This is a genomic window from Methylocapsa sp. S129 (assembly GCF_009765995.1).
In the GTDB taxonomy this organism is placed as follows: domain Bacteria; phylum Pseudomonadota; class Alphaproteobacteria; order Rhizobiales; family Beijerinckiaceae; genus Roseiarcus.
In genome coordinates this window covers 895,829-918,863 of sequence record NZ_LMUI01000011.1, presented here as the reverse complement: position 1 = coordinate 918,863, position 23,035 = coordinate 895,829, and the positions used below count along the sequence as shown (strand labels likewise).

At 62.9% G+C, this 23,035-nt stretch carries 23 protein-coding genes; 13 read left to right on the top strand and 10 right to left on the bottom strand.

Features of this window, described 5'->3' with window-relative positions; genetic code table 11:
• Positions 1-120 precede the first annotated feature (120 nt).
• Complete coding sequence (locus GSQ90_RS06835) at positions 121-786, top strand: phosphodiester glycosidase family protein (RefSeq protein WP_246731435.1); 666 nt, start codon at positions 121-123, stop codon at positions 784-786.
• 98 nt (positions 787-884) lie between these two features.
• On the opposite strand, the gene GSQ90_RS06830 is transcribed toward GSQ90_RS06835, so the two are convergent.
• The 4 genes from GSQ90_RS06830 to GSQ90_RS06815 all read right to left on the bottom strand — a co-directional run bounded on the left by GSQ90_RS06830 (position 885) and on the right by GSQ90_RS06815 (position 5,196).
• Positions 885-2,459, bottom strand: a complete 1,575-nt coding sequence (locus tag GSQ90_RS06830; protein ID WP_158814006.1) for an aspartate ammonia-lyase — start codon at positions 2,457-2,459, stop codon at positions 885-887.
• Between the two features lie 92 nt (positions 2,460-2,551).
• Positions 2,552-3,640, bottom strand: coding sequence for a chorismate synthase (gene aroC / locus GSQ90_RS06825; protein ID WP_158814005.1), 1,089 nt, complete (start codon positions 3,638-3,640; stop codon positions 2,552-2,554).
• A 295-nt stretch (positions 3,641-3,935) separates the two neighbouring features.
• Positions 3,936-4,565: a hypothetical protein gene (locus GSQ90_RS06820; RefSeq protein ID WP_158814004.1), complete on the bottom strand. Its 630-nt coding sequence runs from the start codon at positions 4,563-4,565 to the stop codon at positions 3,936-3,938.
• 19 nt (positions 4,566-4,584) lie between these two features.
• Positions 4,585-5,196 carry a histidine phosphatase family protein gene (locus GSQ90_RS06815; RefSeq protein WP_158814003.1) on the bottom strand — a complete coding sequence of 204 codons (612 nt, stop codon included), beginning with the start codon at positions 5,194-5,196 and terminating at the stop codon, positions 4,585-4,587.
• A gap of 131 nt (positions 5,197-5,327) precedes the next feature.
• Here GSQ90_RS06815 and GSQ90_RS06810 point away from each other — a divergent pair, with 131 nt between their 5' ends.
• The 8 genes from GSQ90_RS06810 (at position 5,328) to GSQ90_RS06775 (ending at position 13,136) form a co-directional block, all read left to right on the top strand.
• Positions 5,328-5,957, top strand: coding sequence for a short chain dehydrogenase (locus tag GSQ90_RS06810; protein WP_210254834.1), 630 nt, complete (start codon positions 5,328-5,330; stop codon positions 5,955-5,957).
• A 3-nt stretch (positions 5,958-5,960) separates the two neighbouring features.
• Entirely contained in the window at positions 5,961-6,620 is a 660-nt protein-coding gene (locus tag GSQ90_RS06805) for a phosphatase PAP2 family protein (RefSeq protein WP_158814002.1), read from the top strand.
• Positions 6,621-6,695: 75 nt separating this feature from the next.
• The gene (locus GSQ90_RS06800; RefSeq protein WP_158814001.1) at positions 6,696-7,937 is read left to right on the top strand and encodes an argininosuccinate synthase; all 1,242 of its coding nucleotides are present in this window, start codon (positions 6,696-6,698) and stop codon (positions 7,935-7,937) included.
• A 524-nt stretch (positions 7,938-8,461) separates the two neighbouring features.
• Positions 8,462-9,136 carry a transposase gene (locus GSQ90_RS06795; RefSeq protein WP_158814000.1) on the top strand — a complete coding sequence of 225 codons (675 nt, stop codon included), beginning with the start codon at positions 8,462-8,464 and terminating at the stop codon, positions 9,134-9,136.
• A 409-nt stretch (positions 9,137-9,545) separates the two neighbouring features.
• Positions 9,546-10,994, top strand: coding sequence for a TadE/TadG family type IV pilus assembly protein (locus GSQ90_RS06790; RefSeq protein ID WP_158813999.1), 1,449 nt, complete (start codon positions 9,546-9,548; stop codon positions 10,992-10,994).
• Complete coding sequence (locus GSQ90_RS06785; RefSeq protein ID WP_158813998.1) at positions 10,991-11,539, top strand: TadE/TadG family type IV pilus assembly protein; 549 nt, start codon at positions 10,991-10,993, stop codon at positions 11,537-11,539. Before GSQ90_RS06790 ends, GSQ90_RS06785 begins: the two co-directional genes overlap by 4 nt.
• Positions 11,536-12,120 carry a TadE/TadG family type IV pilus assembly protein gene (locus tag GSQ90_RS06780; RefSeq protein ID WP_158813997.1) on the top strand — a complete coding sequence of 195 codons (585 nt, stop codon included), beginning with the start codon at positions 11,536-11,538 and terminating at the stop codon, positions 12,118-12,120. The genes GSQ90_RS06785 and GSQ90_RS06780 overlap by 4 nt, the downstream gene beginning before the upstream one ends.
• A gap of 326 nt (positions 12,121-12,446) precedes the next feature.
• A complete protein-coding gene (locus GSQ90_RS06775; RefSeq protein ID WP_158813996.1) occupies positions 12,447-13,136 on the top strand; it encodes a hypothetical protein in 690 nt (229 codons plus the stop codon).
• 79 nt (positions 13,137-13,215) lie between these two features.
• Here the strand turns inward: GSQ90_RS06775 and GSQ90_RS06770 are convergent, their stop codons facing one another.
• The 4 genes from GSQ90_RS06770 to GSQ90_RS06755 form a co-directional block, all read right to left on the bottom strand.
• Positions 13,216-13,992, bottom strand: coding sequence for an NAD(P)H-dependent oxidoreductase (locus GSQ90_RS06770; RefSeq protein ID WP_158813995.1), 777 nt, complete (start codon positions 13,990-13,992; stop codon positions 13,216-13,218).
• A 59-nt stretch (positions 13,993-14,051) separates the two neighbouring features.
• A complete protein-coding gene (locus GSQ90_RS06765) occupies positions 14,052-14,420 on the bottom strand; it encodes a type II toxin-antitoxin system RelE/ParE family toxin (protein WP_158813994.1) in 369 nt (122 codons plus the stop codon).
• Positions 14,421-14,422: 2 nt separating this feature from the next.
• The gene (locus GSQ90_RS06760) at positions 14,423-14,695 is read right to left on the bottom strand and encodes a type II toxin-antitoxin system ParD family antitoxin (protein ID WP_158813993.1); all 273 of its coding nucleotides are present in this window, start codon (positions 14,693-14,695) and stop codon (positions 14,423-14,425) included.
• Between the two features lie 170 nt (positions 14,696-14,865).
• Positions 14,866-15,282: a hypothetical protein gene (locus tag GSQ90_RS06755; protein WP_158813992.1), complete on the bottom strand. Its 417-nt coding sequence runs from the start codon at positions 15,280-15,282 to the stop codon at positions 14,866-14,868.
• Positions 15,283-15,473: 191 nt separating this feature from the next.
• Between GSQ90_RS06755 and GSQ90_RS06750 the strand changes: the two genes are divergently transcribed.
• Positions 15,474-15,818, top strand: coding sequence for a hypothetical protein (locus GSQ90_RS06750; RefSeq protein ID WP_158813991.1), 345 nt, complete (start codon positions 15,474-15,476; stop codon positions 15,816-15,818).
• A 122-nt stretch (positions 15,819-15,940) separates the two neighbouring features.
• Here the strand turns inward: GSQ90_RS06750 and GSQ90_RS06745 are convergent, their stop codons facing one another.
• Together GSQ90_RS06745 and GSQ90_RS06740 are read right to left on the bottom strand one after the other, a co-directional pair.
• The gene (locus GSQ90_RS06745; RefSeq protein ID WP_158813990.1) at positions 15,941-16,216 is read right to left on the bottom strand and encodes a hypothetical protein; all 276 of its coding nucleotides are present in this window, start codon (positions 16,214-16,216) and stop codon (positions 15,941-15,943) included.
• A 132-nt stretch (positions 16,217-16,348) separates the two neighbouring features.
• The gene (locus GSQ90_RS06740; protein ID WP_246731434.1) at positions 16,349-17,068 is read right to left on the bottom strand and encodes a TetR/AcrR family transcriptional regulator; all 720 of its coding nucleotides are present in this window, start codon (positions 17,066-17,068) and stop codon (positions 16,349-16,351) included.
• Positions 17,069-17,183: 115 nt separating this feature from the next.
• Between GSQ90_RS06740 and GSQ90_RS06735 the strand changes: the two genes are divergently transcribed.
• The 3 genes from GSQ90_RS06735 to GSQ90_RS06725 are packed head-to-tail and all read left to right on the top strand — an operon-like array spanning position 17,184 to position 22,984.
• The gene (locus GSQ90_RS06735; protein ID WP_158813989.1) at positions 17,184-18,755 is read left to right on the top strand and encodes an efflux transporter outer membrane subunit; all 1,572 of its coding nucleotides are present in this window, start codon (positions 17,184-17,186) and stop codon (positions 18,753-18,755) included.
• A complete protein-coding gene (locus GSQ90_RS06730; protein WP_158813988.1) occupies positions 18,752-19,864 on the top strand; it encodes an efflux RND transporter periplasmic adaptor subunit in 1,113 nt (370 codons plus the stop codon). Before GSQ90_RS06735 ends, GSQ90_RS06730 begins: the two co-directional genes overlap by 4 nt.
• Before the next feature lie 15 nt (positions 19,865-19,879).
• On the top strand, positions 19,880-22,984 hold the full coding sequence (locus GSQ90_RS06725; protein WP_158813987.1) for an efflux RND transporter permease subunit: 3,105 nt from the start codon (positions 19,880-19,882) through the stop codon (positions 22,982-22,984).
• The last annotated feature ends 51 nt before the right edge of the window (positions 22,985-23,035 follow it).

Here is a 23,035-nt window from a genome sequence, read left to right as displayed (position 1 = left end):
TTTGCAATATCTTTGGCGCCCACAATTGGCGCGCGCCTGCTCTTGGCGGCAGCGCTGCTGTTATGCGCATGCCCGTTCGCGGCGTACGCTCAGGCGCAATCCCCAGCGCCCTGCGCGCCCATGCGTTTCGAGGACGCCAATTATATTGTCTGCTCGTTCGATGCGCGGCGGGACGATATCCGGGTCTATTGGAAGGGGGCTAATCGCCTATCCTATGGCGGATTCGCCGCTCTTGCGGCCGCGCTCAAGGCGCAAGGGCGCCAGCTTCGTTTCGCCATGAACGGAGGCATGTTTGAAACCGACCTGTCGCCGGTCGGCTTGTTTATTGAAGACGGTCAGCAAAGGCACAGAGCCGACCTGCGCGACGGCGCGAGCAATTTTCATCTGAAGCCGAATGGCGTGTTCTATGCCGGCGACGGCGCGGCCGGCGTCATGGAGACGTCGCGCTTCCTCGCCATCGGTCCCAAAGCGCGCTATGCGACGCAATCGGGCCCGATGCTGGTGATTGACGGACGCATTCACCCGAAAATCCACGCCACTGGCACGTCCGCAAAAATCCGCAACGGTGTTGGCGTGCGCGAGGGCGGGCTAGTTATTTTTGCGATTTCCGAGCAACCCGTCACATTTTATGCTTTTGCGAGATTGTTCCGCGACGCGCTCAATTGTCCCAATGCACTGTTTCTCGACGGCTCGATATCGAGTCTGTTCGCGCCGAACTTGCAACGCGCCGATGCGCTATCGCCGATCGGCCCAATTATCGGCGTGTCGGCGCCATTGGCGCAATGATGCCGGAATAGGCGCCCGAGACGGCGTCCGGAAAGCCGCCCCGATCATCGGTCTCCCCGTCCGCGCTTATGAAGCTGTGAGGCCTTCCATCGACGCCCTCAGGTCTTGATCGAATTCGGACCGGGGGAAGGCTGGGCGACCAGCTTTTTGGCGGAGGTATGTATGCGCGCCGGCCGCGTCATCGCTTCCAGGCCCAATGCGTCCTTCAGTTCGGCTTCTGTCATAAGGCCCTCTTCCAGCACCAGATCCGCCACGCGGCGTCGCTCAGCGAGCGCGCGCCTGGCGATGCGGGAACTGGTCTCATAGCCCAGCGCCGGACCAAGCGCGGTGATGAGCCCGATGCTGTCCTCGACCAAAGCAAGGCAGCGTTCGCGGTCCGCCTCGATCCCCATGATGCAACGCCGGGTCAGGGTGTCGATCGCGGCTGTCAAGGTTCGCAGCGACGTCAAGACGCAATAACCGATCGTCGGTTCGAACGCATTGAGCTGCAATTGCCCGCCCTCGGCGCACATGGTGACGGTCAGATCATGGCCGATCACGAGATAGGCGACTTGACTCACCACTTCGGGAATGACCGGATTGACCTTGCCCGGCATGATGGATGAGCCCGCCTGCACCGCGGGGAGACGGATCTCGCCAAAGCCGGCGCGCGGACCCGACGACAGCAGGCGCAGATCATTGCAGATTTTCGACAGTTTGACGGCGACGCGCTTCAGCACCCCTGAAAACAGGACAAAAGCGCCCATGTCCGATGTCGCCTCGATCAGATTTGAGGCCAGCGCCATCGATTGCCCGGAAGCGCGCGCCAGTTCCTCAACGACGAGCGAGGCGTAGCGGGGGTCGGCGTTGATGCCGGTGCCGATCGCCGTGGCGCCCAGATTGACCTCGCGAAACAGCGCCGCCGCTTCGCCGATCCGCGCAATATCTTCCTTCACTGTCGCGTGAAAGGCGTCGAACTCCTGGCCCAGCGTCATCGGCACGGCGTCCTGCAACTGGGTGCGGCCGATCTTGAGAACGTCAGCGAATTCGACCGCTTTGGCCTTAAAGGCATAAGCGAGTTCTTGCAGCGATTTGACCAGCGGCGCGGTCGCGAAAATGATCGCCAGCCGCAGCGCGGTCGGATAGGCGTCGTTGGTGGACTGAGCCATGTTGACGTCGTCATTGGGATGCAGGCTGGCGTAGTCGCCGCGCGATTTGCCCATCAGCTCTAGCGCGACATTGGCGATGACCTCGTTGGCATTCATATTGGTGGAGGTGCCGGCGCCCCCCTGCACGGCGTCCACGACGAATTGGTCGAGGAAGCGGCCCTCCAGCGCGATCAGATCGCAGGCTCGGTCGATGGCGTCTGCTTTGGCGGGGGACAATTGGCCGAGGCGGCGATTGGCCCGCGCGGCTGCCTGCTTGACCAACGCCAGAGCCCGAACAAGCTCGGGAAAATGTCCGATGGAAACGCCAGTGATCGGAAAATTCGCCACGGCGCGCAGCGTATGCACGCCCCAATAGGCGTCGGCGGGGACGTCGACCTCGCCCAACATGTCGTGCTCGCGCCGCGTCGCCACATCCGCCAGCGCGATCGAGCGGGTCGAGGCGAGAGCAAGCGTTGCATCCGGTTCAGGGACGCTAGGCGAATTGGGATGGCGGGCGCCGCTCTTGCTCGTCGATTTCTTCGTCATGGCTCAATCCTTCCAAAGAACCGATGGGTTGACGAGAACGGGATTCCTGCCGGTTCGAATGATCCCATCCACGATTCAGGAATCGCGCTGCGTCACCCCACCTGCCCGCGATGACGCAGGAAGGCGTCGGCCAGAACGCATGCCATCATCGCCTCGCCGACCGGCACCGCGCGTATGCCGACGCAAGGGTCGTGGCGACCCTTGGTCATGATCTCGGTCTCCGCGCCATCGCGCGTGATGGTTTTGCGCGGCGAAAGGATGGACGAGGTCGGTTTGACGGCAAAGCGCGCGACGATCGGCTGCCCGGTCGATATGCCGCCCAATATGCCGCCGGCGTGGTTGGCGAGAAAAACTGGCCGCCCGTCATTGCCCACACGCATTTCGTCGGCGTTTTCCTCGCCCGAAAGTTCGGCGGCGCCAAAGCCCGCGCCGATTTCGACGCCCTTGACCGCATTGATGCTCATCAGGGCGCTTGCAAGTTCGCTGTCGAGCTTGCCATAGATCGGCGCGCCCCAGCCGGCCGGCGCCCCCTCGGCGACAATCTCGATCACCGCGCCGACGGAAGAGCCAGATTTCCTGATTTCGTCGAGATAGGCTTCAAAAACTGCGACCGCTTTTGCGTCCGGGCAGAAAAATGGGTTGCGGGGAACCTCGTTCCAGTCCCAGTTGGCGCGGTCGATCTTGTGCTTGCCGATCTGCACCAGCGCGCCGCGAATCGCCACGTCCGGGACAATTTTGCGCGCGATGGCGCCGGCGGCGACCCTGGCCGCCGTCTCGCGCGCCGACGAACGTCCGCCGCCGCGATAATCGCGAACGCCATATTTCGCCTCATAGGTGAAATCGGCATGGCCGGGCCGGTATTTGTCTTTGATATCGCTGTAATCTTTGGAGCGCTGGTCGAGATTCTCGATGAACAGGCCGATCGGCGCGCCTGTCGTCACCTGGCGTCCGATTCGCTCATCGACCATCACGCCCGAGAGAATCTTCACTTCGTCCGGCTCGCGGCGCTGGGTCGTAAAACGCGAGGTTCCCGGCCGGCGTCGATCGAGATCCGCCTGAATGTCGGACGCCTCCAGCCCGATCAGCGGCGGGCAGCCGTCGACGACGCAGCCAATACCCGCCCCGTGACTCTCGCCAAAGGTGGTCACGCGAAAAAGATGGCCGAAAACGTTGTGAGACATGGAGGCTGTGTATTAGGGACGCCAAAAGCAGCCGTCAAACCGCGCCGCGACCGCAATGCGCCGGTCTGATTGTTCAAATCGCCCGAATTTGGACATATTAAGTTCCCCGCCGAATTGACGCGGGAGCTGTCGCAGCCATGTTTTTATCAGTGATCTCAATGCGTCGGACGCTGCCGGCGCGGCCGATCGCGGCCTGTTTTCGACGATGCGTTCATCAACAATTCATCTTGGATTCGCCATAAATCGCCCAGCCTCAGACGCTTTGAGCCCTCAGGCCGAAACAACATGGAGAAAACTAATGATGAAGATTCTTGCGGCGATCGGCCTTGGCTCGGCGCTCATGCTTGCTCCCGCTCTCGCGTTTGCCGACGACGCCGCCCCTGCGGCTCCCGCTGCTGACGCCAAAATGGCGCCGGCTCCCAAGCCCATGCATCATCGCCACCATCGTCATGTCGTGGTGCATCATCACGTCGTGCATCATCACGTCGTGCACCATCACATGATGAAGAAGCCGGTTGAGAAGCCCGCTGAAGCGCCCAAGAGCTAATCCATAAAAAACATTCATTGGCCTGGGGCTTTGACCCCAGGCTGCAATCTGGAGACTATAATGATCAGGATTCTTGCGGCGCTTACGCTTGGCGCGTCGCTGCTTCTTACCCCGGTTCTCGCAGAAGCCGCGAAATTGCCGAGGCATCATCACCACCATCGTCATCACCATCACCATCATTGGCGCCATCATCGCCACCACCATCATCGGTGGCATCGCCATCACCATCACCACCACGTGATGGCTCCCGTCGCGCCGAAGTAAACGGCGTCTGTCGGGGCGGCGCGTCAAACGCGCTCTTCCGCATCTAGAAACCGCGTTCTCCAGGCCATTCATAGGCTTGAGTTCGCGGTTTTTTTTGCCCGTCGCCGAACGCAAAACGCCAGGCTTCACCGCCTCAGCCGACCCAGGAAAACGCGCCCTTGTCGAAAATCAGGGCGCGGCCCTGCCATATCTCGGCTTCTGCGGCGATTGAAGGCGCAACGCCGGCGAGGATCGCCATGAAAGCGCGCGCGACGCCGCCATGCGCAACCACGAAGGCGTCGCCGTCGCGCTCGGCAAGCCAGGGTTTTACGCGCTCGACCAGATCCGCATAGCTCTCGCCGTGAGGCGGCGCAAAACCCCATTTGCTGGCCTGGCGCGCCTTGATCCCCTCGGGATCCCTCGCCTCGACCTCATCCCAGTTCAGGCCTTCCCAGTCGCCGAACGACAGCTCCTCCAGCCGCGCGTCGACGCGATAAGGCTGCGGCGGCAATCCCATGGCGACGCGCGCCAGCTCCATCGTCTGGCGCGTGCGTCCCAAAGGCGAAGCCCAGAAGGCGCCGACAGTGTCGAGGCGCACCAATTCCGCGCCCCAATGGTCGCGCAGGAAGCGCCCGACCGCGCCGGCCTGCTCGCGCCCCTTGCCGTTGAGGGGCACGTCGCGCTGCCCCTGCAGGCGGTTTTCGGCATTGTAGGCGGTTTGGCCGTGGCGCACGAAGATGAGTCTATGGGGATAGGACGGCGCCATGGGGGGCTTTCATTTCTGTCTCGCGGGCGGTGCTCCTATGCGCAAGCGCTTGAGTCAAGCCGCGCATCGCGGTAGCCCCTTCTTCGAAGCATCGTCAGACCCGGCGGCGCGCCATATTCAGGAACCAGCCAATGTCAGAGAACGAGCGCATGCGTATTCTGGTCGTCGGCGCGAGCGGCACGCTCGGACGGGCGATCGTCAGCGAGCTTGGCGGCCGCCATGACATTATCGCGGCGGGCTCCAAATCGGGCGACATTCGAATCGATATCGCCGATCCCGCCAGCATTGTCGCGGCCTTTGCCGCGGCGGGGCCGCTCGACGCGGTCGCCTGCGCCGCCGGTGCGGTGAATTTTGCGCCCCTCAGCGCCTTCGCGCCGGCCGGCGTCGCCGGCTCCCTCTACGGCCTCGGCCTCGCCAATAAACTGATGGGGCAGGTCAATCTGGCGCTGGCGGCGCGCGACGCCTTGCGCGATGGCGGTTCGATCACGCTGATCACCGGCATTCTCGCCGATCAGCCGATCGCGCAGGGGTCGTCGGCCAGCATGGTCAATGGCGCAATCGAGGCTTTCGCCCGCGCCGCCGCGATCGAATTGCCGCGCGGCCTGCGCATCAATGTCGTCAGCCCGACCGTGTTTGTGGAATCGATGGAAGGCTATGGCCCGTTTTTCCGCGGCTTCGAGCCCGTCCCCGTCGCCAAGGCGGCGCTCGCCTTCAGCCGCAGCATCGAGGGCCGCCAGACCGGCCAAATCTACCGGGTCTAGGGCATGCGCATCGTTCTCCTCGGCCTCGTCGCCTTGACGCTGGCGACATCGGCCGTCTTCGCGCTCTGGCCTGAGATCGATCTTGAGGTCGCGCGCGCTTTCTATGGCGATGGCGGCTTCATCGGCCATACCTCATGGGAGCGCGCCGCCCGCGCCTTCTTCAACATCACGCCTTTCGTCGTTCTCGCCGCTTTCGCCATCCTCTACGGCTTGCGCCGCTTTGGCGCCGCCGTCCCCTATGCGCCGAGCGGCCGCGCTTTGGCGTTTCTCATCGCCACGATGGCGATCGGGCCCGGCCTTGTCGTCAATCTCGGCCTCAAGGATCACGCCCACCGGCCGCGCCCCATTCAGACCCGGGAATTTGGCGGCCCTTTTGAGTTTCGCCCTTGGTATCGTTTTGATGGCGAATGCCGGCGCAATTGCTCGTTCGTTTCGGGCGAAGGGTCGGAAGCCTTCTGGATGGTCGCGCCCGCCAGCCTCGCCCCGCCGCCGTTCCGCGCTTTGGCGATCGCCGGCGCGCTCGCCTTCGGGGCCCTGACCGGCCTGCTGCGCATGGCGTTCGGCGGCCATTACCTCTCCGACGTTTTGCTCGCCGCGCTGCTCACGCTGATCATCGTGCAGGGCGCGCGGATGCTGCTTTTCCCCAACCGCGATCCCTCGTGACCGGGGTTGCGCGGCGCGGAACTCTCCCTATAGTCGCGCGCCAATCGAAACCTCCCGACCAGAGCCCTTAAAGAAATGTCCAAGACCAAGACCAAAGTGAAGCGCGTCGTCCTCGCCTATTCCGGCGGCCTCGACACGTCCATCATCCTCAAATGGCTGCAGACGACCTATGGCTGCGAAGTCGTCACCTTCACCGCCGACCTCGGCCAGGGCGAGGAACTGGAGCCGGCGCGCAAGAAGGCGGAGCTGCTCGGCGTCAAGCCGGAGAACATTTTCATCGAGGACGTGCGCGAGGAATTCGTGCGCGACTACGTCTTCCCGATGTTTCGCGCCAATGCGCAATATGAGGGGCTCTACCTCCTGGGCACCTCGATCGCGCGGCCGCTGATCGCCAAGCGTCTCGTCGAAATCGCACGCCAGGTCGGCGCCGACGCGATCGCCCATGGCTCGACCGGCAAGGGCAATGACCAGGTGCGCTTCGAGCTTTCCGCCTATGCGCTAGAGCCCGACATCAAGGTGATCGCGCCCTGGCGCGAATGGGAATTCACCTCGCGCAACGCTTTGATCGCCTTCGCCGAGAAGAACCAGATCCCGATCGCCAAGGACAAGCGCGGCGATGCGCCCTTCTCGACCGACGCCAACCTCCTGCACATCTCCTCGGAGGGCAAAGTGCTGGAGGATCCGGCCGAGGAAGTGCCCAATTACGTCTATTCGCGCACGCTCGATCCCGAAAAGGCGCCGGACAAGGCGACCATCGTCGAGATCGCATTCGAGAAGGGCGACCCCGTCGCGATCGACGGCAAGAAACTGTCGCCCGCCGCTTTGCTGACCGCCCTCAATAAGCTTGGCCATGACAATGGCATCGGCCGGCTCGACCTCGTCGAGAACCGCTTCGTCGGCATGAAATCGCGCGGCATGTATGAGACGCCGGGCGGCACCATTCTGCTGGCCGCCCATCGCGGCATTGAATCGATCACGCTCGATCGCGGCGCGGCCCATCTCAAAGACGAGCTGATGCCCAAATACGCCGAGCTGATCTACAACGGCTTCTGGTTTTCGCCCGAGCGCGAAATGCTGCAGGTCCTGATCGACAAGAGCCAGGAATATGTCGCCGGCCGCGTGCGGCTGAAGCTTTATAAGGGCAATGTCATCCTGATCGGCCGCGACAGCCCCTATTCCCTCTACGACCAGGACCTCGTCACCTTCGAGGAAGGCGCCGTCGCCTATGACCACAATGACGCCAGCGGCTTCATCAAGCTGAACGCGCTGCGGCTGCGGACATTGGCCAAGCGCAAGCGGAAGGCGGCGAAGGGTTAGAGGGGGCGCCTTCTCGCGCAAAGCGCAGGCTGTCCGAGGATGCCATGTTGTTTTGGTGCGCGAGAGCGGCCTTTTGAGGCCGCTTCGATCACCAAAACAACGTGGATGCCACTTGCCACGCCGACGAGGCGCAGTCATCCCGAAGGGACCGTAGCGCAGCGGAGGACCGGCGCAGCCGGTTGACGGCGGCTCGGCGGCGTGGCCCTTTCCTCGCGCCGCGACGCGTCCACGCAAACTACCGTCGAGCCGGCCCCTTAGAATCGCAAGATAAGTTTCACGGCCCTCCAACTTCCCGCAAATCTTGCAAGAGTACGCACGTTTAAAATCAACGGCTTGCAAGTGAAAAACCTGTTTTTTAATTTTCCTCCGAACTCCCCCAACGCATATCCTGAAAATCAGAATACCACCATTCCGCCTTGCGTCAAGTTTTTGCCCCAGGCTGCGCCAAAGCCCCTCCCAGTATTACGGTATTACGGTGACATGATATGCATTGCATAATCTGCCGATTTGTGCTGCGTTGAGCCATGGCCCGTCTTTCCCGCATTGTCATTCCCGACGTTCCCCATCACGTCACGCAACGCGGCAACCGGCGGCAGAAGCTGTTCACGGAACCCGGCGATTATGCGCTGTATCGCGATCTGCTCGCCGAGCGGTGCGAGAAGAACGGCGTGTCCTGTTGGGCCTATTGCCTCATGCCCAACCACGCCCATCTCATTCTGACGCCAACGACGCTTGATGGGCTGTCGCGTGCAGTCGGCGAGGCGCACCGGCGTTATACCGCCTTCGTCAACGCCCGCGCGCGCGTCACCGGACATTTGTTTCAGGGCCGGTTCGGCTGCGTCGCGATGGACGAGGCTCATATGCTGAACGCCGTTCGCTACCTCGCCTTCAACCCGGTGCGCGCAAAACTCTGCGCGAAGCCGCGCGAATGGGAATGGTCGAGCGTGCGCGCCCATCTGAGAGGACGCGACGACGCGCTCGTCGCCGTGCGACCCGTTCTCGCCATCGCGCCGCGCTTTGACGCGCTTCTGGAAATGTCGCTGGACGAGCAGCGCGAACTGGCCAGCTTCGAGAGCCTCGGCGGCAATGGCCGCCCCCTCGGCGACGCACTCTTCCTGGCCGCCGCCGAACAAAAGCTCGGCCGCAGCCTACGCAAGGGGAAGCCCGGGCCAAAGCCCAAAGCGGCGGGACGGCGATGATAGGGGATTGCGTATCATGTCCCTATAATCCCCGCGTCGGTTTCGGCCGTGGCGGCTCTCCGCCTCGACGGCTTCACGAGCGCAGCCCACGGACGAATGTGCGGCCTTCGCTTGGCGCTGCCCGCGCCTTATCGTCTGTGTTTGTCACGCCGCGCCGCGTCCGCGCCTCGCGCCAACCGCAACATCATGGTTTAACCATCTCGTTATCTCGCTCTGCGGCGCAGTTCTGAAGAGCACGTGAGCGAGGGCGATGCACGGCCGCGCGGGCGTCGAACGCCTACGCGCCCGGATGTTATCGCTTCATTTGCCAATCGATCACAGAGTTTGCGGAAGATCGTCTTTTCCCAGGCATCTTAAGAATTGCCTTATGTTTGGGCCCGAGGATGCCGATCCGAAGAGAGAGGTTTCCGTGTTCAAAGCCCTCATAGCCCGATGGTCGCGAAATCGCCGCGGCAGCGTCGCGATCATGTTCGCGCTCGCTTTGCCCGTCATGATTTTCGGCATCGGATTTGCGGTCGACTATGGCCTTTACGCGCGCGAGAAGGCCCGGCTCAACATGATGGCCGACGAGGCGGTGCTGGCGGCGGTGTCCAGCACGGCGATGACACAGACAACGGCGCAGGCTCAGACGTTGGCGCAAAACATGTTCACCGCGCAGGCGTCGCAATTGCCGCGGGTCACGTTCGCAGCGGGTCAGCCACACGTCTCGATCAGCATGGACGCGAGCGATGTGATACGCACGGTGAGCGTGACTTACACCGGCACTTACAGCACGATCTTCTCGAGCGTGCTCGGCATTCCCACTCTGCCTGTGAGCGGACAGTCGGTCGCGGAATCGGCGAGCCCGAACGCGCCCAACACCAATTTCTACGTCCTGCTCGACAATCAGGGCTCGATGGCGTTGCCAGCGTCGCAAGCCGGGATCGCGCAGATGCAGACGCTGACGCCGCTGCAACTCTCCGGCGGATGCGCGTTCGCGTGTCACGAAGCCGCTCCGAACAATCCCGCGCCTGGCTTTGCGTCGGACGTACAGGGGAACCCCTGCCAGTCCGGCACGCACGGGTCGAACTGCCCGCAAATCGACAATTATCAGCTCGCGAGAAACAACAATATCCCGCTCAGGTTCGACGAAGTCACCTCGGCGATCAGCGCTCTGATTTCCACCGCCTCGAGCTTACAAGGCGAGATGAGCCCGCAGCCGACCTATCAATTCTCAGTCTATTCGGTCGACTCCCCTTATACCCAGGGCCTGTACAATGTGATGCCTCTCACTGCGCAATATGTGACCAATTGGTCCAACGACTCGTCCAATCTTCAATTGTACACCGTCTATTCCGACGGCGGCGCCTGCGCGACCAGCGGGTCCAATAAATGCGGGACCTATGCCGATACAGCTTCGCAGGTCAGCCCGACGATGATTTTTCAGAACGTCGGTTTCTTCTCTTCGCCGATGGGAACGGAAATGTCGACGTTGGCGAGCGCCATCCCCGCGGCGGGAACCGGAGCTTCTGGCTCCACGCCCAAGGAGGTTCTGCTCGTCGTCACCGACGGCGTGGAAGACACCGTCGTCAGCAACCAGTTGTCGATCACCACGTGGGACAGCAGCGCGCTATCCGCTTGCACAACGATGAAAAACAACGGCGTCAAAATCGCCATTCTCTATACGACCTACTATCCGACCGCTGGATTCTGGTTGTACGATGATTACGTCGCCAATTTCCAATCCAACATCGGACCGACGCTGCAGGGTTGCGCGAGCCCAGGCCTGTTCATGACGGCCGCGGTCGGCGACAATCTGACGACCGACTTCATTACCTTATTCCAGCTCGCCATGCAGAGCTCGCGATTGACACAATGACCATGCGGAGGGCTGCGAAATGGGCGCGCGCGCTCTGGGTGCGCGGATGGCGAGACCGGGCTGGCACGACCGCTACGGAATTCGTCATGATCGCGCCGATTTTCATTTCGGTCATACTCGGCATCGTCCAGGTCGCGATCGTCTGGTTCGCGAAGACCGAACTGCGGTCGGCGACCGAGACCGCGGCGCGACTGGTGCTCACCGGCCAGACGAGTTCCACAGCCTACAACACGGAGGCGAAATTCCTCAGCGCGCTCTGCGCCAATCTCCCTGTCATCTTTCAGTGCAGCCAGGTGATGATCAATCTGGCGCCGCAGGCTTCGATCTCCTCGGTGACGACGGCGACGCCGACGCTCACCTACAATTCCTCCGGGGCCGTGACGAACACGTTCGGCTACAACCCTGGCACCTATGGCCAGGTCATGGTGTTGCAGGTGTTGTATCAATTGCCCGTCGTCGCCGCCCCACTGTTCAATTTCTCGACCCAATCCAACGGCAGCTTGCTGCTGGCCGCCACGGTCGTGTTTGAGAACGAGCCGCAATGAAACAGAACTTCGCTGCAAGGGTCGAAAATCTTCGTTTGGCGCCGCGCCCCGTCAGGGCCTTCGCCCGCAACGCGCGCGGCGTCGCGGCGATTGAATTCGCGCTGATCTTGCCGGTGATGTTGCTGCTGCTCGGGCTTTGCGTCATCGCGGGCGAGGCGCTTGCGATCGGGCAGCAAGTCACGGCCACAGCGCGCACCATCGTCGACATCGTCTCCAAGAACAGCCAGCTATCGACGTCGCAGATGGCGTTGGACCTCGACGCCGCAGCCTATACGATGGCGCCCTACAGCAATGCGAATCTCTCCATGGTCGTCGCCGAGATTCAGACGAATGGCAGCGGCGCCGCGACCGTGAGCTGGAGCACCGCCGCCTTTAACGGGACTGCGCTCGTCAAAGGCGCGCCGTTCACGCTTCCCGCCTCGATGTCGGTGGCCAACGCCACCTACATTTATGGTCAGGCGTCCTACGCCTTTACGCCTCTGGGCATCGGTTTCGCGCTTTCGCAGCCCATCTCGCTGAACGATGTCGCTTATTTCAGCCCGCGCGTTTCAACGACCATCAATTACCCCTATCCGAACTGAAGAACGCGGTTACGGTGACGCCGTATGCGAGACTTAGCTTTAAAGGCGCATGCAGAAATCAAGCGCGCGAATTCACGGCGATCAACTATCGCATAAAGCCGCATCATTCCGTCGCGAGCGCTAAACGGTGACTTTCAACGCCGCGAGCCGCTCTGCAACGCTCAGGGGCTTCTGGACGGCGCCCATCGCCGTAATCCGTCCGTTTGCCAGAAACGAATATTCGGACCAAATTGTCTCACAGCGCCGCCATTGGCCGGATGTCCGTTCGATGGCGTCAGCGACACAAAACCCATGAGGCGAACGCCGAGCCAGGGAGAGCGAGCGCCATGGTCCGAACCATTGCGCCGGCCAAGGCCGCCGCCCCTTTCCGGCGTCTGCTTGCGAGCCTCGCGCTGCTGGTGCCTCTCGTCGCCGCGGCGCGCGCCGAGGACGCGGCGCCGGCCATTCCTGACCTGCCTGTTCCAAAAGCGGAATCCCTGCTCGGCGTCGACATCGATTACGACCATGTGATTTCCTATATGGAGCATGATAAGGGCGCCCGTTCCGGCGATTGGGATCTCAAATACAATCTCGACGATGGCGGCGGCGCCCTCACGCGATCGGCCTCCTCGGCCTCGACGAACACGCATGACGCCCGATTGAACATCGACCATGAATCCAAGACGCGCTGCGATCGTCGCGAGCCTGAAATCTCGGTCACGCTTGGCGAGGCGGACGCCCGCTTCGACGCCGATGCCCTGTCGAAAAAGGGCGGCGACAAGGCTTCCCTATGGATCTTTGCCGGCGACCACGGCGTCTTCGACGCCAAGCCGCAGCGCCGGCAAATGCTCTGGAATCTGGACTCCGGCGACTTGTCTTTCAGCTTGGCGACCGAGGTCTTCCTGAAACACGGCCAGATCGCTTTGTGTCCGACGCCGGTCGCCACCCAGGGGATCGCGTCAGGCTGCTCGCTGTTCAGCCTGAAGGGTTTTTCCGGCGCCTATGATTATGTGTGCGACGCTAAGGAAGCTCGGTAGACGTGTGGCGCCATCGCCGTCATTTTCGGAGCACGTCAGGTCCCCTGATCGCTCCCAACCGGCCATTCCGCCGACGCATCTATTCCAGTTCGAGATTTTGCTTCCGGCGGATGAAAGCCGAATGGACCGGCGCGCCGGGTACGATGCGGCCATCGGCGCCCCATTCCGCCATCCGATTGAAGGGAAGGGTCGCGCGCCCGCTCATGCGCGGCAATTCGGCGCGGAAATCTTCGACGATGGCGCGCAGCCGCGCTTCGATGATCGCCGGATCGGAATAGCGCAATCCCGCCTCGACGCCATAGGCGACAAAGGGCGCGAGCACGTCGTAGCCGACATAGGCCAGCGAGAAGTTCACCGGCCAGAGTATCAGATCGATGTCGCCGCTGCGCCCGTCAAAAGCATAGGTCTCGCGCGATGTGCCGACGGTCACCGACAGCATCGCGCGTTTGCCGACAAAGCGGCCGTTCTCCCAACGCTTCTTGCCGGTATAGGCCTCGCCGTAAGCGAGCACGCGATCGAACCAGCCTTTCAACATCGCGGGCGGCAGGTGCCACCACATCGGATATTGCAGGACCAGCAAGTCCGCGCGATCCATCAGCGCCAGTTCATCGACAATCGCCTGGGGCAGGCTCCCCGTCTCGCTCGCATGACGTTGCTCCGACTGGACGTCGAAACGATCGGGCGCCGCGCGCTTGGAGTAATATTCGGCGCGCTCGCAGGGATCGAACCTCATGGCGTAGAGGTCCGACACCGAAACGGTCCAACCCTCAGCCTCCAGCGCAGCCGCTCCCGAACGAACGAGATGGGCGTTGAAGGATTGCGGCTCGGGATGGGCGAGAACGAAATGGGCGTGCATCGGATGACCTTCGGACTGGCGCGAACTGAATGACGGCGACACATCATCACCGTAGTGCCTTATTGCTTTTGATCCGTCTTGATCTCGCCAACATGCCGGCTCGGCTCCATCCGCTCGTGCAGGACGCGGACGATTTCGACGAGACCCGGTTCGGTCGCCCGGAAGAAGATGATATGCACGGGTTCGGCCACGGGCGCCTCGCGGCTTTCGTTGCGGGCGTGGCGAATATGCAGGCTGCGCAGACCGGGGGAGAGTTCGCTCCGGTCCGATGTGGAGGGCCCAAGCGGATCAGCCGCGACCCGCCGCATCGCCGCTGTCAGAAGCCCGCGATAACGAATGCGCGCCTCGGCGCCGTGTTGCGTCTGGCCGACGCGCAGAACCGCCGCGATATCGGCCTTGGCTGGATCGGAAAGCCGAGTGCGCGCCAAGCTCAGCGCACGCTGGTCGCTGCGAGATCGTCGAGCCACGCGTCGAGATCAGCGTCCTCGACTTCCGTGAATTCCCCGCGCTCAAGCGCCGCGACGCCCGCCTCGACATGGGCTCGCAACGCCGCGAGCTTCAACTCGTCCTGCTGATGGCGAAGTTGCAGCCCGCGCAAGGCGTCACGCACGGCCTCGCTGGCGTTCTGATATTTGCCCGATTTGACCGCCTCTTCGACAAAGGCGTCCTGCTCGACCGTGAGATTGACGTTTCGGGTTGGCATCGCGAGTCTCCCACCATTTCGCAGAAGATAATCATCTTGGCAATCCTTGCCAAGATGATCTTCGCGGCGGCTCGTCGAATCGAGTCCCATCCATAGGCCGGACTAAGTATCGAGGCACGGATCGACGCGATGACAAGCGTAAGTTCAGGCCCCGCCGTCGTCGTAACCGCCTACGCCGCGGGCGCCGGAGCGGGGGGCGGAGCGCCCGGAGTCGGCGGCATCGGGGTTGTCGAGCGAAAAAGATCGTAAGATTTGTCGAGCCGATGCGCGTAATGCGAACAGCCTGCGACATTGCCGTTGAAATCGTAGTGCGCGACCCTGTCGCCCTTGTCGACGAAAACCTTCACCGTGCAATGGAGACCGACCGCATCGCCCGCGAGCGCCGAGCCGTCGCTTGTCGACCAGATATAGACTCTTTCGCCCGCACTTTCAGACGTCTCATTCGGTTCGCCCAACTTCTTGATCACCGCCTGCGCAGGCTGGCCTTTCAAGCCGCCAAGTTGCGCCTCAAGAACGGGAAAGGGCGTCCGGCCGCATCCCGCCAGGACAAGCAAAGCGGCGGCCAGAACAAAGCGCTGTTTCTTCATGACCCACTCCCGTCCGGTTCGGCGCGGATGATATAGCTTTATTTCCAGAGGCGGCCTAGCAGCCCACCGACCCTTTCCCAATCGCAAATCTTAGGCGTCATCCACCGATCGGGGGACGCGAAGCGGTCGATTTGCCGGCACGATGGCCGATAGGGGTTCACTCGCCCGTCATCGATGGGATGGAGGCACAGATGGCAAGATTGCAAACCGGTTTCAGCCTGGCGGCGCTCGTCTCGATTGCCGCGCTTTTGAATTTCGGCCCCGCGTCGGCGCTGCCGCTGGCGTCGATGCCCTCGGCCGGCGCGCCTGTGACACTGGCGGACTGCCAATACAATAGTCCCCATTGCGTGACCGGCCACCAGCCGGACATGTCGCAGGAATATAGAAATGAGGCCGCCATGGGCGTCGAGAACCCAGGGTGCCAGGGCGATTGCAATCAGTTCGGCTTCATTCCCGACGCCAAGCGAGTCGGCTCGAACACGCCGACCACCGGCGCGTCCATGCCCGTCTCGTCAGGAATGCGTCGTCTCCATTGAGCGAAGTTTTGTTTCAGTCGACTGCGGCGCCCTAATTTCATTGCGAGCGGAGCCCAAACGTCTGACGAAAAAAAACCGCCGCTGGCGCAATGCCGGCGGCGGCGTCTTTGGGCGGAGCGGCGCTACCAGTTGCAGACCCGATTGCCCCAGCGGTTTATCCAGCAATGGCGGCGGTGATAGTAACCCGGGCCGTAGTAATTCGGGCCGCCGACGATGCAGCCGCCCAATGGACCGAGCGCCAGACCGGCGGCGCACCACGCCAATTGAATGTCGGGATTTGAATGCGGCGCGGCGGGCGTCGGCGCCATCGCCGCATGGGCGGTCGTCGCGGCCAAAAGCATCGCGCCGGCGCAGGCAAGGGCCGCCAAAGAGCCGCCCATCGTTCTCACTGATCGCATGGATTTCCCCTCCTGATCTAAGGGCGGACGAACAAGCGCCGCCGCGCGCAACATGCGTTTTCCGGGGGTCTTGGCAACGCGCGGACGAATGCCGGGTCATGCCCGCGTGAACCGTGACCATCCGATCGCGGATCAAGTCTGCGCAACCGCGGCGCCTGGCGATCGGCGGCCTTGCCTCGCGGTGACAGCCTCGCGGCCATAGGCGGCCAGAAACACGCGGACGCCGCCTTCGACGAGCGCGTCCACCTCGCGTTTGGTTGGCGCGCCCAGCGAGAGCGTCCAGTTGAGAGGCAGTTCGCCGCGCACAAGGGCGAGAAACTGCGTCGCAGCAAGGTCAATGTCGGGGACGATCAGGAGATCTTGCTCAACCGCCGCCCTGATGAAGGCGGCCACCTGCCCGTGAAGTTTCTTGGGGCCCGCCGCATAAAAGAATCGGCCGACTTCGGGGAAGCGGGAGGCTTGCGCGATCATCAGACGATGCAGGCCGAAGCCTTCGCCGCTCAGGAAAAAAGCGGTGAAGCGCTTGGCGATGCGGCGCAGCGTCGCCTCGACATCCAGAGGCCCGGGCTCAGGCTCCCAAAAGCCGCCGGGCGCTTTGGTCCGCATTTCATCCTCGACCAAAGCAAGGAGAAGCGCCTCCTTGCTCACAAAATGCGCGTAGAGGGTCGCTTTCGACACGCCGGCCGTGCGGGCGATCAGATCGGTGCTGGACCCGTCATAGCCCTGTTCCAAGAACACCTTGCGCGCCGCTTCGACGATCAGGCGGGCCTTTCGATTCTCCCCGCCGGCCGTCGCCGCGCCGGCGGCCGGCTCGGACGCCCGCGCCTGCCGCATTTTCCCGCTCGCCGCCATCTTCAGCCTCCCGAACGAAAAACCGAACCGTTCAGTTTCCTCTTGACTCCAGCTTAGAAGATCGTGTTATGAAAAGCAACAAGACTGAACGGTTCAGTTTTATCGGGCAACCATCATGAGTTTGACGCCAGCGCGCCGCAGCTCCGCATCGGCGCGGCTCAGTCCTCTTGCGGCGGCCGTCCTGCTGCTCGGCGGCTGCACGGTCGGACCCGATTTCAAAACGCCCGATGCGCCCGCGGTCGCCGGCTATACGGTCGAACCCGCCCTGAAGGCGACCAGCGCGACGGCCGCCGCCGGCGGGACGTCGCAATCCTTCGTCAAGGGGCGGGACATTCCGGCGGAATGGTGGACGCTGTTCCGCTCCAGGCAAATCAGCGCCCTTGTCGAAGAGGCGATCCGCAACCATCCCGACGTCCAGGCGGCGCAGTTCGCGCTTCGGTCGGCGCGCGAAAACGTTCGTTCCGAGCAGGGTTCGCTGTTTCCGCAGGTGAGCGCCGACGGTTCGGCGACGCGCGAGCAGTCCTCGCTGGCTTCAGCCGGCGAAGCCGGGCCGGCGACGTTGTATAACCTTTACAGCGCGTCCGTCAGCGTCTCCTACACGCCCGATATTTTCGGCGGAACGCGGCGACAGATCGAATCGTTGCAGGCGCAGGCCGACTATCAGCGCTTCCAACTTGAGGCGACCTATCTCGCTCTGACGGCCAATGTGGTCACGGCTGCGATCACCGACGCATCGCTGCGCGCGCAGATCGCAGCGACGCAAGACATCATCAAGGCGGAGACCGACCAGCTCGCCCGCATTCGCGGCCAGTTCGAACTCGGCGGCGTCGCCCAATCCGACGTGCTCTCCCAGCAGTCGACACTGCTGGCGACCCAAGCGACTCTGCCGCCGCTGCAAAAGCAGCTCGCCCAGCAACGCGACCAGTTGATGGCCTATCTCGGACGGTTGCCGAGCGAGGACCGCGGCGAAAGCGTCGACCTCTCCGCCCTGCGCCTGCCGCGCGCTTTGCCGGTCAGCCTGCCCTCAGCGCTGGTGCGCCAGCGCCCCGATATTCGCCAGGCCGAAGCGACCCTGCATCAGGCGACCGCCAATGTCGGCGTCGCCATCGCCGACATGCTGCCGCAGGTCACGCTGTCGGGCAGCTACGGCAGCAGCGCGCTATCCGCCGACAAATTGTTTTCTCCGCAAACGATCGCCTGGAGCGTCGCCTCGAGCGTGTCGCAGAAGATTTTCGACGGCGGCGCGCTCTTTCACACGAAGGAAGCGGATGTCGCGACCTACCAGCAGGATCTCGCCAAATACAAAAGCGCGGTCATTACCGCGTTCCAGAACGTCGCCGATTCCTTGCGCGCCGTGCAGTCGGACGCCGATACGCTGAAGGCCGATTCCGCGTCGGAGAAGGTCGCGCTCGACAGCCTGACCATGGCCGAGCTGCAATATAAGGCCGGCGCCGTCGCCTATTCGACGATTGTCGCCGACCAGCAGACCTACCAAAACGCGGTCATCTCGCGGGTCAAGGCGCAGGCGACGCGTTTCGCCGATACGGCGGCTTTGTTCCAGGCCCTCGGCGGCGGCTGGTGGAACCGCGTCGACGAGACGCCCGACGCGGCCCCGCGCGTCGCGCCCAACTATCTGGCCGGCCCCGAACAACAGGCGCATGCGACAACCAAGGAGAGTGCGCAATGATCAAGCGCATGGCGATCATGCTCGTGGCGGTGGGAATCGTCGGCGGCGGTCTCTACGGCTTCCAGACCTTCAAGGCCGGGATGATCAAGAAATTCCTGGCCAGCGCAGCCAATCCGCCGCAAACGATCTCGGCGATCGTCGCCGCGACCGATAGCTGGCAGCCGAAAATCGAAGCCATTGGCACGCTGCGCGCCGGCAGCGGCGCGGATCTCGCGCTCCAGGCCTCCGGCATCGTCCAGACCATCAGCTTCAAATCGGGCGACAATGTTCAGCAGGGGCAGACGCTGCTGCAGCTCAACGCCGATGACGACATCGCCAAGCTGGTCTCCCTGCAGGTGACGGCCGATAATTTCGCGGTCACGCTCAAGCGCGATCAGGAACAGTTCAAGATCCACGCGGTGAGTCAGGCGACGCTCGACACCGACAGCGCCAACTTCAGAAATGATCAGGCGCTGGTGGATCAGCAGAAAGCGACGGTCGAGCAGAAGACTCTCAAAGCGCCAATCGGCGGCCGGCTCGGCATCCGCCAGATCGACATCGGCCAATATCTGAGCGCGGGAACGACGATCGTCACGCTGCAGAAGCTTGATCCGATGATCGCCGACTTCTACCTGCCGCAGCAGGCGCTGAGCCAGATCAAGGTCGGCCAGCCGGTCGCGGTCACGATCGACGCCTATCCCGGAAAAACGTTCCCCGGCGAGATCCAGGCGGTCAACGCCAAGGTCGATTCGAGCAGCCGCAATGTCGAGGTATGGGCCCTCATGAAGAATCCCGACGGCCAGCTCATGCCGGGCATGTTCGCCAAAGTGGTCGTCGCCGTCGGCGAGCCCGAGCAATGGGTGACGTTGCCGCAGACGGCGATCGTCAACAATTCCTATGGCGACAGCGTCTTCCTCGTCGATAAGAAGGACGATGGCCTCGTCGCGCGCCAGTCCTTCGTCAAGACCGGGCTCGTGCGCGGCGACCAGGTCGCGGTGACGCAAGGCGTCAGGCAAGGCGACAAGGTCGTCGTCGCCGGCCAGATCAAGCTGCGCAACGGCAGCCCCGTATTGGTCGACAACGACCATGTCCCCGTCGCCGAGTCTTCGCCGTCCATCGTGGATAAGTGAGCCGGAGGTTTCGCGATGCGCTTCACCGATCTTTTCGTCCGCCGTCCGGTTCTCGCATTGGTCGTCAGCGCGCTGATCCTGACGCTCGGACTGCGGTCCCTGGCGACATTGCCGATCCTGCAATATCCGCGGACCCAGAACGCGGTCGTGACGGTGACGACCAATTATGTCGGCGCCGATTCCGACATCATCGCCGGCTTCATCACCACGCCATTGGAGAATGCGATCGCCCAGGCCGACGGCATCGACTACATGACCTCGACGAGCAAGACGGGCGCGAGCACGATCACCGTCAACCTCCGGCTCAATTACGATTCCGGCAAGGCGCTCACCCAGATCAACACCAAGGTCAATTCCGTTCTCAACCAATTGCCCGCAAGCGCGCAGCAGCCGGCTCTGACGCTCAAGGTCGGCCAGACCATCGACGCGATGTTCATCGGCTTTTCCAGCAATGTTCTGGCGGCCAACCAGGTGACCGACTATATCACGCGCGTCGTGCAGCCGCGGCTGCAGGCGGTGCAGGGCGTGCAGACGGCGGAAATTCTCGGCGGCAAGAACTTCGCGTTGCGCGCCTGGCTCGATCCGGCCAAGCTCGCCGCCTATGGGATGACCGCCAGCGACGTCAGCGCGGCCCTGACCGGCAACGACTATATCGCCGGCCTCGGCGCGACCAAGGGCCAGCTCGTCCAGGTCAATCTGGCGGCGTCGACCAATTTGCATTCGCTGACGGACTATCAGAATTTGATCGTCAAGCAGACGTCCAATGCGATCATCAGGCTTCAGGACGTCGCCAATGTCACGCTCGGCGACGACGATTATGATTCGGCCGTGCGATTCGACGGCAAGACCGCCGTCTTTATCGGCATCCAGGTCGTGCCCGCCGCCAACCTGCTTGACGTGATCAAGGGCGTGCGCGCCCAATTGCCCGATATCGAGGCGCAAATGCCGAGCGGCCTGACCGCCCAGGTGGTCTACGATTCGACCAGCTTCGTGAACTCTTCGATTGACGAAGTGGTCCGCACCCTCGCCGAAGCCGGCCTCATCGTGACCTTCGTGGTGTTCGCCTTCCTCGGTTCATGGCGATCGGTGCTGATTCCAGTCGTCGCCATTCCGCTTTCGTTGATCGGCACGTTCGGGCTGATGCTGCTGTTCGGGTTTTCAATCAATCTGCTGACCTTGCTCGCTCTTGTCCTCGCCATCGGCATGGTGGTGGACGATGCGATCATCGTCGTCGAGAGCGTCAATCGTCACATGGAGCAGGGCGCAAAACCGTTCGACGCCGCGATCCAGGCGGCGCGCGAACTCGCCGGCCCGATCATCGCGATGACGATCGTCCTGATCGCAGTCTATGTGCCGATCGGCTTCCAGGGCGGCCTGACCGGCGCGCTGTTCACGGAATTCGCCTTCACGCTTGCCGGCGCCGTCACGGTCTCGGCGGTGATCGCGCTGACCCTTTCGCCGATGACCTGCGCTTATCTGCTCAAGCCGCACGACCGCAACGGCGGCGGGTTCGAGGCGCGCCTCGTGCGCGCGATCGACCGGACGATGGACCGCTTGACGCGCGGCTACCGGCGTTGGCTCCGGGGCGCGCTCAATTCCATGCCGGTCGTCGTCGTCTTCGCCGCCCTGGTCCTGTCGAGCCTCGCCTGGCTCTACACGAGCGCGTCGACCGAACTCGCCCCCGCCGAAGACCAGGGGATCATTCTGCTGTCGTCGACGGCGGCCGCCAATTCGACGCTCAATCAACGCCAGTTTTACGCGGACCAGACCTCTCACATTCTCTCTGGGCATCCGGAGACGATGGGCGTCTTCCAGTTGGACGTGCCGGGTCAAATCATCGGCGGCTGGCTCTTGAAACCGTGGGATCAGCGCGTGGCGAAGGCGTCAGCGCTGCAGCCGCTCATCCAGAAAGAGCTCGGCGCCGTCGCCGGCGAGCGCGTCGCGGCCTTTCAACTGCCGCCGCTGCCGGGCAGTAGCGGCCTGCCGATCCAGTTCGTCATCAGCACGACCAATGCCTTCGCCCAGCTCGACGACGTGGCGAAAAAATTCCTGGGCGACGCGCAGAAGAGCGGACAGTTCATCTTTCTCGACAGCGATCTCAAGATCGACCAGCCGCAATCGACCGTCGTCATCGACCGCGACAAGACCTCGCAGCTCGGCTTGAAGATGAGCGATGTCGGCGGCGCGCTGGCGAGCATGCTGGGCGGCAATTACACCGGCTATTTCAGTCTCGACGGCCGCTCCTACAAAGTCATCCCGCAGGTTCAGCAGATGTGGCGCCTCAACGCCGACCAGGCGCTGAATTATTACATCAAAAACAACAGCAGCAGCGGATCGACGATCGCACCGAGCGTGCCGCTCTCGACGCTGGCGCATATCGAGACCAAGACGACGCCGGAATCGCTCAATCACTTCCAACAGCTCAACGCCGCCACCATTTCCGGCGTCGCCATACCGGGCGTGGCGAGCGGCGAGGCGCTTGCGACGCTGAAAACGCTTGCCGCGCAGACGCTGCCGGCCGGCTATACCGTCGATTTCGGCGGGCCGTCGCGCCAGACCGAACAGGAATCGGGCGGTTTCGTCACGACTTTCGCTTTCGCGCTGATCATCATCTTTCTCTCGCTCGCCGCGCTGTTCAATAGCTTCCGCGATCCGATCGTCATTCTTGTCTCGGTGCCGATGTCGCTCGCCGGCGCGCTGGTCTTCATCAGCTTCGGCATCGGCGGCGCCAGCATCAACATTTATACGCAGGTCGGCCTCGTCACATTGATGGGCCTGATCAGCAAGCACGGCATCCTGATGGTGGAAGTGGCGAACGAGCAGCGGACGCAGGGCAAGTCGAAACGCGAGGCGATCCTGGAGGCGGCGTCGATCCGGCTGCGGCCGATCCTGATGACCACCGCGGCGATGGTGCTCGGCGTCGCGCCGTTGCTCGCCGCGAGCGGCGCCGGCGCCGCCTCGCGCTTCAACATGGGCCTGGTCATCGCCAGCGGGCTCGCCTTCGGCACGCTGTTCACGCTGTTTGTCGTGCCGGCCGCCTATGTGCTGATCGCCAAGGGCGCGAAGACGAGAGAAGCCGTCGCCGAAGCGCCGCTCGCCGGCGCCGTGACATCGGCCTGAACGGATTAAGTTCTGATGAGGATGGGCGCGGAATAAGGATCGCGTTACGCA